At 68.1% G+C, this 11,506-nt stretch carries 11 protein-coding genes; 2 read left to right on the plus strand and 9 right to left on the minus strand.

The features are described 5' to 3' along the window. Window positions 1–148: 148 nt before the first annotated feature. Window positions 149–1,510 carry a Pup--protein ligase gene (pafA, locus tag ACFWR9_RS20050; RefSeq protein ID WP_064727032.1) on the minus strand — a complete coding sequence of 454 codons (1,362 nt, stop codon included), beginning with the start codon at window positions 1,508–1,510 and terminating at the stop codon, window positions 149–151. A gap of 9 nt (window positions 1,511–1,519) precedes the next feature. Continuing rightward, window positions 1,520–2,779, minus strand: a complete 1,260-nt coding sequence (locus ACFWR9_RS20055) for an MFS transporter (RefSeq protein WP_383843764.1) — start codon at window positions 2,777–2,779, stop codon at window positions 1,520–1,522. A 106-nt stretch (window positions 2,780–2,885) separates the two neighbouring features. Here ACFWR9_RS20055 and ACFWR9_RS20060 point away from each other — a divergent pair, with 106 nt between their 5' ends. Further along, window positions 2,886–3,896, plus strand: coding sequence for a LacI family DNA-binding transcriptional regulator (locus tag ACFWR9_RS20060; protein ID WP_383843767.1), 1,011 nt, complete (start codon window positions 2,886–2,888; stop codon window positions 3,894–3,896). A 36-nt stretch (window positions 3,897–3,932) separates the two neighbouring features. Here the strand turns inward: ACFWR9_RS20060 and prcA are convergent, their stop codons facing one another. The 6 genes from prcA to arc all read right to left on the minus strand — a co-directional run bounded on the left by prcA (window position 3,933) and on the right by arc (window position 10,106). Further along, entirely contained in the window at window positions 3,933–4,691 is a 759-nt protein-coding gene (prcA, locus tag ACFWR9_RS20065) for a proteasome subunit alpha (RefSeq protein WP_383843770.1), read from the minus strand. A 59-nt stretch (window positions 4,692–4,750) separates the two neighbouring features. Then, entirely contained in the window at window positions 4,751–5,596 is an 846-nt protein-coding gene (gene prcB / locus ACFWR9_RS20070; protein WP_383843773.1) for a proteasome subunit beta, read from the minus strand. Then, window positions 5,548–6,141 (minus strand): endonuclease VII domain-containing protein, encoded by a 594-nt coding sequence (locus ACFWR9_RS20075; RefSeq protein ID WP_383843776.1) that lies wholly within the window; start codon window positions 6,139–6,141, stop codon window positions 5,548–5,550. Before ACFWR9_RS20075 ends, prcB begins: the two co-directional genes overlap by 49 nt. A gap of 43 nt (window positions 6,142–6,184) precedes the next feature. After that, on the minus strand, window positions 6,185–6,403 hold the full coding sequence (locus tag ACFWR9_RS20080) for a ubiquitin-like protein Pup (RefSeq protein WP_053128307.1): 219 nt from the start codon (window positions 6,401–6,403) through the stop codon (window positions 6,185–6,187). A 180-nt stretch (window positions 6,404–6,583) separates the two neighbouring features. Beyond that, window positions 6,584–8,095: a depupylase/deamidase Dop gene (gene dop / locus ACFWR9_RS20085; protein ID WP_376363356.1), complete on the minus strand. Its 1,512-nt coding sequence runs from the start codon at window positions 8,093–8,095 to the stop codon at window positions 6,584–6,586. A 244-nt stretch (window positions 8,096–8,339) separates the two neighbouring features. Then, window positions 8,340–10,106: a proteasome ATPase gene (arc, locus tag ACFWR9_RS20090; protein ID WP_383843781.1), complete on the minus strand. Its 1,767-nt coding sequence runs from the start codon at window positions 10,104–10,106 to the stop codon at window positions 8,340–8,342. A gap of 245 nt (window positions 10,107–10,351) precedes the next feature. On the opposite strand from arc, the gene ACFWR9_RS20095 reads away from it, so the two are divergent. Continuing rightward, window positions 10,352–10,657 carry a ferredoxin gene (locus tag ACFWR9_RS20095; protein ID WP_383843784.1) on the plus strand — a complete coding sequence of 102 codons (306 nt, stop codon included), beginning with the start codon at window positions 10,352–10,354 and terminating at the stop codon, window positions 10,655–10,657. Window positions 10,658–10,704: 47 nt separating this feature from the next. Here ACFWR9_RS20095 and ACFWR9_RS20100 read toward each other — a convergent pair whose 3' ends face one another. Further along, window positions 10,705–11,280, minus strand: a complete 576-nt coding sequence (locus ACFWR9_RS20100) for a hypothetical protein (RefSeq protein ID WP_383843787.1) — start codon at window positions 11,278–11,280, stop codon at window positions 10,705–10,707. Window positions 11,281–11,506 lie beyond the last annotated feature (226 nt).

The raw sequence follows: 11,506 nt of genomic DNA on the forward strand, positions 1-11,506 counted from the left end.
GGGGGGGGCATCCTATGCATTTGGGTCTGCGTGATGGCGGGCGCGCAACTCTACGGCGTGCGACCGGCTCCGTACGGATAACGTACGGTGCCCGTGTGGCGTTCCGCCCTTTCGTGCGGAGACGCGCGACTCACCCGGACGGGGTCAGTCACATTCCGGCGATCAGCTTCTCCACCCGGTCGTCCACCGAACGGAACGGGTCCTTGCACAACACGGTGCGCTGCGCCTGATCGTTGAGCTTGAGGTGAACCCAGTCGACGGTGAAGTCCCGCCGCTGCTCCTGGGCCCGCCGGATGAAGTCGCCCCGCAGCCGGGCCCGAGTGGTCTGCGGCGGCACGGACTTGCCCTCGAAGATCTTCAAGTCGTTGGCGACCCGGGCGGCCTGCCCCTTCTTCTCCAGCAGGTAGTAGAGGCCACGACGGCGGTGGATGTCGTGGTAGGCGAGGTCTATCTGCGCGACCCGCGGATGCGACATGGTCATGTTGTGCTTGGCCCGGTACCGCTCGATGAGCTTGTACTTCATGACCCAGTCGATCTCGGTGTCGATACGGTCGAGGTCCTCGGCCTCGATCGCGTCCAGCGTGCGGCCCCACAGCTCCAGCACCCGCTCGACGGTGCCGGTGCGGATACCCCGGCGCTCGCAGAAGTCCACGGCCTTCTCGTAGTACTCCCGCTGCACCTCCAGCGCCGAGGCCTCCCGGCCACTCGCCAGGCGCACCTTGCGCCGTCCGGTGATGTCGTGGCTGACCTCGCGGATCGCCCGGATCGGGTTCTCCAGGGTCAGGTCGCGCATCACCGTGCCGGCCTCGATCATCCGCAGCACCAGGTCGGTGGCGCCGACCTTGAGCAGCATGGTCGTCTCCGACATGTTCGAGTCGCCCACGATGACGTGCAGGCGCCGGTAGCGCTCGGCGTCGGCGTGCGGCTCGTCGCGGGTGTTGATGATGGGCCGGGAGCGGGTGGTCGCCGAGGAGACGCCCTCCCAGATGTGCTCGGCCCGCTGACTGACGCAGTACACGGCACCGCGCGGCGTCTGCAGCACCTTGCCGGCGCCGCACAGCAGCTGCCGGGTCACCAGGAACGGAATGAGGATGTCCGCGAGCCGCGAGAACTCCCCGTGCCGCGCCACCAGATAGTTCTCGTGGCAGCCGTAGGAGTTGCCGGCGGAGTCGGTGTTGTTCTTGAAGAGGTAGACGTCGCCCGCGATTCCCTCCTCGTGCAGGCGTCGTTCGGCGTCCACCAGGAGTCCTTCGAGAATGCGCTCGCCCGCCTTGTCGTGGGTGACGAGTTCGATCACATTGTCACATTCGGGTGTCGCGTATTCCGGATGTGACCCCACGTCGAGATAGAGGCGGGCCCCGTTGCGCAGAAAGACATTGCTGCTGCGGCCCCATGACACGACACGGCGGAAGAGGTACCGCGCCACCTCGTCAGGCGACAGGCGGCGCTGTCCCCTGAACGTGCACGTGACGCCGTACTCGTTCTCCAGCCCGAAAATGCGGCGGTCCATGACTGAACATTACGCCCGATGACCCGAACTGAAACGGGGTTCGACGGCACGGTTTGGATCATTTTCCGATGAAGCCGCAACCACCGCTCCCCGCGCGGGAGCTGCGAGGACCCGCCCCGTGGCCACCAGCACGAGCAGCGACACCGCCCCCGCCGCCCCGGGCACCGCGAAGCCCCACAAGGCCCCGCCGTGCTCCACCACGGGCCCCGTGAGCCCGGTCCCCACCGACGCCCCCACGGTGAACGTCGTCACCAGCCACGAGAACGCCTCCGTCACCGTGCCGCGCGGGGCGTGCACATCGACAAGGACGAACGCACAGGCGATGCAAGGCGCCAGGAAGACACCCGCGAGAACAGCGAGCAGCACCATCGCGACGGCACCCGGCATCAACGTCAGCGGCAGGTAACAGACCGCCAGCAGAGCGACCAGCAGCCGCAGTCGCCGCGCCGGCTCACCGGTCCACCGCCGCGCCCCGTACACCGCTCCCCCGACCAGCGCACCGAGCCCCAGCCCGGCCATCAGCCACCCGTACACCGCGTCACCACCGTGCTCGTCCGCGTACGGCACCGACGCGACGGTGATGGAACCCAGCGCCATCCCGATGAACAGGAACGCCCCCAGCAGCGCCAGCAGCCCGCCCGAGCGCAACGCGCCGAGCCAGTGCGCCTCCCGCGGCGCCGACCGCCACGCGCGCGAGGGCGGCGACACGACCACGGACAGCGCGCCCAGCACACCCAGCCCGTTGAGCACCAGCAGCGCGACCGGCGGCGACCACAACGACACGCACACCGTCACCAGCAGCGGCCCGACGGTGAACATGACCTCCTGCGCCACGGCGTCCATGGCGTACGCCGTGTGCACCTGGTCCTCCTTGCCGAGCACACTGGGCCACAGCGCCCGCAACCCGCCCTCCAACGGCGGCGTGAACAACCCGGCCGCGCCCACCGCCACATACGCGAGGACGGCCGACCCCGTACCGGCGAAGGCGAACACACCCATCGCCAGCGCCGACAGCACGGCGGCCGGCAACTGCACGAGGGGCTGCCCGCGCAGATCCACCAGCCGCCCCAGCACCGGCTGCCCCACCGCGTTCGCGACGCCGTACACGGCGGCCAGCGCCCCCGCGAGGCTGTACGAACCGCCCTCCGCCCGCACGAACAGCACGATCGCGATCGCCGCCGTGGCGTTGGGCAACCGCCCCACCAGCGTGCCGACCAGCAGCCGCACGGCATGCCGCGCCCGGAGAATGTCCAGATACCCGGCAACCACGCGGCGCCCCCTCTTCTCTGCACTCACTGACGTGTTACGTATAACTAACTGCGTCATACGTACCATGTCGCCTGTTCAGGAGTCCAGACGAAAGCGCAGGCGAACGGTGGCACAAGGCAGCACCCGCCCCACGAGCCGGGACGTCGCCCAGGCAGCCGGAGTGTCCCAGGCCGCGGTATCCCTGGTACTCGGCGACAAATGGCGCGGCCGCGTCTCGGAGCCGACCGCCCAACGCGTCCGCGAGGCCGCACACGAACTGGGCTACCGCCCCAACCTCGCCGCACGCAACCTCCGCCTGGGCCGCACCCGCACCGTACTGCTGGTCGTCCCCGCCCTGACCACCGAATTCTTCGCCGAGGTGTACACCGGCGCCGCGCGGGTGGCCGGCGAACACGGCTTCGGTGTGGTGCTCTACCCCTCCCCCGAGGGCGTGGGCCCGGCCAGGGACCCCTTCGCCTCCGCGCAGGCCGCGCTGGACGGCGTCATCGCGTCCTCCATGGCCGCCGACGCCCTCTCGGCCATCCGGGGCGACCAGCTACCCCTGGTCATGCTCGACAGCGACCCGGAAGGCAGCCTGGGCGCCGCCACGGTCAACCTCGACATCGCCGACGGCATCCGCCAGGTCGCCGAGCACCTGCTGACCCTGGGCCACCGCCGCTTCCTCCACCTCGCCGCGGACGTGCCGTCCTGGACCTTCGACGTACGCGCCCGGGAACTGACGACCCGGCTGTCCGCGGCACCCGGCACCGACCTGCGAACGGTCCGCGCCCCCATCTCCATCGAGGGCGCCCGGACCGCCACGGAAGCCGCGCTCAGGGCGCCCGGACCCCGGCCCACAGCCCTGGTCTGCGACGACGACAAACTGGCGGCCGGCGCCTACAAGGCGGCCCGGCGCGTGGGACTGCGCGTCCCCGACGACCTCTCCGTCACCGGCCTGGACGACCTCGGCCTGGCCACCGCCATCGACCCCGAACTGACCACGGTCCGCCTCGACGCGGAAGCCTTCGGCGAACGGGGGATGCGGGCGCTCCTGGCCGTACTGGACGGGCGGGCCCCCGAGGAGGGGGACCTGCCGGTCAGCCTGGTGGTACGCGGCTCCACGGCACCGCCACGGTGAGCCGGCCGGGGCGGCGGGAACCCGCCCCGGCCCCTGCTACTCCTCGTCCTTCTCGGCGTCGGAGTCGCTCTCCTCCTCCACGGACACGTCACCCGCACCGGAATCCAGCAGCCGCGACAACTGCCCGCCCACGATCCGCTTGAACTTCCGCTGCTGCGGCCGCGTACGATCCAGCACCGCGACCTCCAGCCGCTCCGCCGGAATCTCCCGCTCACTGCCGTTCGTGTCACGGGACAGCGCCTGCACCGCCAGCTTCAGCGCCTCGGCCAGCGTCATACCGTCCCGGTGCCGCTGGTCCAGATACCCACTGATCTGCTCCGCGTTGCCCCCGACCGCGACCGAGCCGTGCTCGTCCACGATCGAACCGTCGTGCGGCAGCCGATAGATCTGATCGCTCTCCGGACCGTCACCGACCTCCGCGACGACCAGCTCCACCTCGTACGGCTTCTCGGCCTGACTGGAGAAGATCGTGCCCAGCGTCTGCGCGTACACGTTCGCCAGACCACGGGCCGTCACGTCGTCCCGGTCGTACGTGTACCCGCGCAGGTCGGCGTACCGCACCCCACCGATCCGCAGGTTCTCGTACTCGTTGTACTTGCCGGCGGCCGCGAAACCGATCCGGTCGTAGATCTCGCTGAACTTGTGCAGCGCACGGGACGGGTTCTCACCGACGAACACGATGCCGTCGGCATACTGCAGCACGACCAGGCTGCGACCACGGGCGATGCCCTTGCGGGCGTACTCCGCCCGGTCGGCCATGGCCTGCTGGGGTGAGACATAGAACGGCGTCGACACCGGCTATCCATCCCTTTCTGGAGAAGTCACTGCACCACCTGACAACACGAACGCACCCGCTACAGCAGCGCGGCCCGCGGACCGTCCGGCTGCTCCAGCCGCCGCTCCAGCACCGCGCGAGCGAGCTCCGAACCCTCGTCCTCGCTCAGCCGGCGGAAGCCGTCCTCGGTGATCACAGTGATGATCGGGTAGATCCGGCGGGCGACGTCGGGACCACCGGTCGCCGCATCGTCGTCAGCCGCGTCGTACAGCGCCTGGACCACAAGCGTCGTCGCCTGCTCCTCGGTCAGGTCCTCACGGAACAGCTTCTTCATCGCGCCACGCGCGAAGATCGACCCCGACCCGGTGGTCGCGAAGTTCTGCTCCTCGGACCGCCCGCCCGTCACGTCGTACGAGAAGATGCGGCCCGTACCCCGGTCCACGTCAAAGCCGGCGAACAGCGGCACCACGGCCAGCCCCTGCATCGCCATGCCCAGGTTGGACCGGATCATCGTGGACAGCCGGTTCGCCTTGCCCTCCAGGGACAGCTGCGCCCCCTCGACCTTCTCGAAGTGCTCCAGCTCCAGCTGGAACAGCTTCACCATCTCCACGGCCAGACCCGCCGTACCGGCGATGCCCACCGCCGAGTACTCATCGGCCGGGAAGACCTTCTCGATGTCCCGCTGGGCGATCATGTTGCCCATGGTGGCCCGCCGGTCACCGGCGAGAACGACGCCCCCGGGGAACGTGACGGCCACGATCGTGGTGCCGTGCGGCGCCTCGATCACGCCCTGCACCGGCGGCAGCTGCCGGTTGCCCGGGAGCATCTCCGGCTGGTGCGCACCGAGGAAGTCCATGAACGAAGAGGACCCGGGCGTCAGGAAGGCAGCTGGTAGACGCCCGGTGCTACGAGTGTTGGCTTCCACGCGTTTCCTTCCAGGTAGTCGGCAGCTCGGTTCATCACGTCGGGGTCATCCCTCAACAGGCCGAGGCCGGAATTGCAGTTGAAGCACAGTACGCCACGGACCCTACCCGTCTTGTGGCAGTGATCCACCTGAACGGCAGGAGCCTTGAGACAGATCACGCAGACCCCCGCCTGAGAGGCCACCATCTCGTCGCGCTCGGCTTCAGTGAGGCCGTACTTCCGACGAAGGTGACCTGCCGGATCAGTAGCCGCCTTGCATGCCTTACAGCGGCTTGCAAGGCCATCGGGCGCACTGGTCTTGCGATGCCATTCGCTATGGGGCTTCACCTCGCCACAGCCCCGGCAGTGCTTGTGCCCGGGCGGGACGGGCACCTTCTCGCGCACCGCCCGCCCCTTGGCCGCCTGGCGCTGCCGGTAGTACTCCGCCGAGCACTCCCGGCAGTACGCCTGAAGACCATCACGCATGGACTTGTTGCCCGCGAAAGCCGTCCGCGGTTTGCTCTCCTGGCACCGCGAACACTTCTTGGCTTCCCGTTCGTCGGACACTCGCAGACTCCCCCGTCACCTTCGATTCGAAGGCGAAATGAGCTTACTGCCCACCCTTTTGAACGAAGCTACGCACGAAATCCTCTGCATTCTCCTCGAGGACATCGTCGATTTCGTCCAGGACGGAGTCCACGTCGTCGTTCAGCTTTTCCTGGCGTTCCTTGAGGTCCTCCGAGGCCTGCGCGTCCTGCGCCTGCTCCTCGACCTCCTCGGTGGAACGCGTGGCCTTCTGCTGCCCGCCGCCGGTGTCCTTGGTCGCCATAACCCTCACCCCGCTCGGTTCGCCCGACACAGTTGCTCGGTCAAGATCAGACCCTACAAGCCGGGTCCGACATCGGCCCCGTAGTTGCTACAACGTACGAGGGCCATCTCGATGGTTCCCGGACCCGGTGACTTTCCACCTCGTCCGGCGGTCTCCTTCCGGTGTACCCGCTCGGGGCCGTCACCCGCCCGACAGGACCTTGACCAGGTCGTCTGCCGTGCGGCAGCGGTCCAGGAGCTCCTTGACGTGATTACGCGTTCCGCGAAGCGGTTCCAGGGTTGGCACCCGCTGGAGCGAGTCCCGGCCCGGCAGATCGAAGATCACCGAGTCCCAGGAGGCCGCCGCGACGTCGTCCGCGTACTGCTCCAGACAGCGTCCGCGGAAGTACGCGCGGGTGTCCTCCGGCGGCTTCGTACGGGCCCGCTCGACCTCGTTCTCGTCCAGCAGCCGCTTGATCCGGCCGCGTTCCACCAGACGGTTGTACAGGCCCTTGTCGGGGCGTACGTCGGCGTACTGGAGGTCCACGAGGTGCAGCCGAGCCGCGTCCCAGTCCAGGTTGTCGCGGCGCCGGTAGCCCTCCATGAGCTCCCGCTTGGCGACCCAGTCCAGTTCGCCGGCGAGGCTCATCGGGTTGTTCTCGAGCCGGTTGAGGGTGTCCTCCCAGCGGCCGAGGACGTCCTTGGTCTGGTCGTCAGCGTCCGCGCCGTACCGTTCCTCGACGTACTTGCGGGCCAGTTCGTAGTACTCCATCTGGAGCTGGACCGCGGTCAGGGTGCGGCCGCTGCGCAGCGTGACCAGGCGTTTGAGGGTGGGGTCGTGCGAGACCTGGTGCAGGGTGCGAACGGGCTGGTCGACGGCCAGGTCGACGGCGATGAAGCCGTCCTCGATCATGGACAGCACCAGGGCGGTCGTGCCGAGCTTCAGGTACGTCGAGATCTCGGACAGGTTCGCGTCGCCGATGATCACGTGGAGCCGCCGGTACTTCTCGGCGTCCGCGTGGGGTTCGTCGCGGGTGTTGATGATGGGCCGCTTCAGCGTCGTCTCCAGGCCCACCTCGACCTCGAAGTAGTCCGCGCGCTGGCTGAGCTGGAAGCCGTGCTCGTGCCCGTCCTGGCCGATGCCGACGCGGCCGGCTCCGGTGAAGACCTGGCGGGAGACGAAGAAGGGGGTCAGGTGGCGCACGATGTCGGAGAAGGCGGTCTCCCGCTTCATCAGGTAGTTCTCGTGCGTGCCGTAGGAGGCGCCCTTGTTGTCGGTGTTGTTCTTGTAGAGGTGGATCGGCTGGGCGCCGGGCAGCTGGGCGGCCCGGTCGGCGGCCTCGGCCATGATCCGTTCGCCGGCCTTGTCCCACAGCACGGCGTCCCGCGGGTTGGTGACCTCCGGAGCGCTGTATTCGGGGTGGGCGTGGTCGACGTAGAGCCGTGCTCCGTTGGTGAGGATGACGTTGGCCAGGCCGATGTCCTCGTCGGTGAGCTGGCTGGAGTCGGCTGACTCACGGGCGAGGTCGAAGCCTCGCGCGTCCCGCAGCGGATTCTCCTCCTCGAAGTCCCAGCGGGCCCGGCGGGCCCGGTGCATCGCCGCCGCGTAGGCGTTGACGATCTGGGATGAGGTGAGCATGGCATTGGCGTTCGGGTGGCCGGGGACGGAGATCCCGTACTCCGTCTCGATGCCCATTACTCGCCGTACTGTCATGCGGCCCTCCTTGCCCGGCGGTGCCCTCGGTCGTGGGCGCCGCTCAAGTACCGCTGGCGCTCCGATGCGTGTGCGGTGCCCGTCCCCGCACTGCGCGACTCGGCGGTATGGAAGAGCCTAGAACGCCTTTGCACTGGTGGGGAGATCATTTGCGGCATTGCCTTGCTCCAGTCGGGGCTCCGGAAAACAGTCGGGGGGGGGGGGGCGCCCCCGGGCGGCGCCCCCCCCCCCCCCGCCCCGCCTTTTACAGGTACTGACCGGTGTTCGCCACCGTGTCGATGGAACGTCCGGTGTCTGCGCCCTGCTTTCCGGTGACGAGCGTACGGATGTACACGATCCGCTCGCCCTTCTTTCCGGAGATCCTGGCCCAGTCGTCCGGGTTGGTGGTGTTCGGCAGGTCCTCGTTCTCCTTGAACTCGTCCACGCAGGCCTGGAGGAGGTGGGAGACGCGGAGGCCCTTCTGGGTCTTCTCGAGGAAGTCCTTGATCGCCATTTTCTTGGCGCGGCCCACGATGTTCTCGATCATGGCGCCGGAATTGAAGTCCTTGAAATAGAGGACTTCCTTGTCGCCGTTGGCGTAGGTGACCTCCAGGAAGCGGTTCTCCTCGGATTCGGCGTACATCTGTTCCACCGCCGTCTGGATCATGCTCTGGACGGTGGCACCCCGGTCCTTGCCGTGTTCCGTGACGTCGTCGGAGTGGAGCGGGAGGCGCTCGGTGAGGTACTTGCCGAAGATGTCCTTGGCCGCCTCGGCGTCCGGACGCTCGATCTTGATCTTCACGTCGAGCCGGCCGGGCCGCAGGATGGCGGGGTCGATCATGTCCTCACGGTTGGAGGCGCCGATCACGACCACGTTCTGCAGGCCCTCCACACCGTCGATCTCGGCGAGCAGCTGGGGGACGATGGTGTTCTCCACGTCCGAGCTGACGCCGGAGCCGCGGGTGCGGAAGAGGGACTCCATCTCGTCGAAGAAGACGATGACGGGGGTGCCCTCGCTGGCCTTCTCCCGGGCTCGCTGGAAGACCAGGCGGATCTGCCGCTCGGTCTCGCCGACGTACTTGTTGAGCAGCTCGGGGCCCTTGATGTTGAGGAAGAAGCTCTTGCCGGAGGCTTGGCCGGTCACCTCGGCGACCTTTTTGGCCAGCGAGTTGGCGACCGCCTTGGCGATGAGCGTCTTGCCGCATCCGGGAGGTCCGTAGAGCAGGACTCCCTTGGGCGGTCGCAGCTCGTGCTCCCGGAACAGGTCGGGATAGAGGTAGGGGAGCTCGACCGCGTCGCGGATGGCCTCGATCTGTCCGCCGAGGCCGCCGATCTGCTCGTAGCCGATGTCGGGGACTTCTTCGAGGACGAGTTCCTCGACCTCGCTCTTGGGCACGACCTCGTAGACGTAGCCGGAGCGTGGTTCGAGCAGGAGGGCGTCGCCGGGGCGGATGGTGAGGCCGCGCAGGGGTTCGGCGAGCCTGACCACCCTCTCCTCGTCGGTGTGCCCGAGCACCAGGGCTCGTTCGCCGTCCTCGAGGATCTCCTTGAGGGTGACGATGTCGCCGACGCTCTCGTACTCCATGGCCTCGACCACGTTGAGTGCTTCGTTGAGCATCAGTTCCTGGCCGCGTCGGAGCTCGTCGAGCTCGACGCTCGGGCTGACGTTCACCCGGAGTTTGCGGCCGCCGGTGAAGATGTCGGCGGTGCCGTCCTCGTTGGCCTGCAGGAAGACTCCGAAGCCGGCCGGTGGCTGGGCCAGCCGGTCGACCTCCTCCTTGAGGGCCACGATCTGGTCGCGGGCCTCGCGGAGTGTGCCGGCGAGTCGCTCGTTCTGTGCGGACACGCCGGCCAGGTTGGTCTGCAGTTCGACGATCCGCTCTTCGAGAATTCTCGTGTGCCGCGGAGATTCGGCGAGCTTGCGTCGCAGGACGGCGATCTCCTGCTCAAGGTAGGCCACCTGCCCGGCCGGGTCTTCAGACCCGCGTCCCGGGCGGATGCCGCGGTTCATGTCGTCGTCGTGGGCTGCCACGGTCCTCACCTCCTCCATGGGGAGCTGGACGCTTCCAGACCCTACCTGGGTGGGTGTCGATTGAAACCCCTAGATCACAAAGACTGTCGGGGTGTGTCCGATCTTCACCCTTGCGCTCTCCCTCACGCCAGGGGAATACCCACCGGACGTGAAGGGAACCCAGGCGGGGGTACGCTCGAAGCGTTCAACACCCGTCAGAGCTGGCCGGATTCCCGAACGGCTCGGCGCAGGAAACGGCAGGAGAGATGAGCGTGCAGCAGGAGGCCGGAGTCGACGGCGAGGCTCTGGAGGTCTGGATCGACCAGGACCTGTGTACCGGCGACGGCATCTGTGCCCAGTACGCGCCCGAGGTGTTCGAGCTGGACATCGACGGTCTGGCCTATGTGAAGGGCTCGGACGACGAGCTTCTGCAGGCCCCTGGGGCGACAACACCCGTGCCGTTGCCGCTTCTCACCGACGTGGTCGACTCCGCGAAGGAGTGTCCGGGCGAGTGCATCCACGTACGTCGGGTTTCGGACAGGGCCGAGGTCTACGGTCCGGACTCAGAGTGACCAAAATGTGACTCGCAGTCTACGTTGAGTGACCGTTGTCTGTTGGGTCACACGGTTCGCGCCTGGGACGGGGCGTCACTGATGAACGCGCCGTTCTTCCAGCGCCACTTCACGTGGTCGGTGACGTCGGGGCAGCAACTGGGCACGTCGGCCGACGAGTAGCCGAGGAGGGTGGCGCGGACGACGCCGCCGTCCACCGCCAGCTCGGTGACCGTGTGGCGGTCCTTGGGGTTCACCAGGGTGGCCACGACCCGCGGCTTGCTCCCGTCGGCGCCGCGCGTGACGACGTACACCGCGTCGGGCGGGGTCCCCATGGGTGCGTCGCAGTGCACGGCCGCCACCGTCTCGGGCTGTCCGTCGCCGTCGAGGTCGCCGGACGCCTTCTTCTGCACGACCGCCTTGACCGGGCCGCATTCCAGGGGGAAGGCGACGGCCGCCGGGTCGGGGGGTGTGCTGTGGGCCGACGCGGTCTTCGGGCCGGCGGCGGGCTGTGCCGCCGTGGCCGCGTCGGGCTGGAGGACCGAGGACAGGGCGACCACCGCGGCGACGGCCGTGGCGGTGGCGACCCAGTGGATCGGCCGGGTGTGCGTGTGGGCCAGGTCCGGAACGGCGGGGTGCTGCACGAGGAGTGTCTCCTGTGAGGGCTGTGCCGGTGGGGGGGTGGCCAGCATCGTGCCACACGTCACAGTGCGGGGGAACGGTGGGGTGGGTACCGGGTCCGACTGCTCCGTACGCGGCTCGCCTCGTGGGTGCCTGTCAACACGACGACGACCTTGGGTGTGTGATAGACCGAATAAAACTCGAACAAAAACCACAACAAAAAGAGAAGAAAAAAACCAAAGAAACGAA

It is taken from the genome of Streptomyces sp. NPDC058534 (assembly GCF_042717365.1).
Classification (GTDB): Bacteria; Actinomycetota; Actinomycetes; order Streptomycetales; family Streptomycetaceae; genus Streptomyces.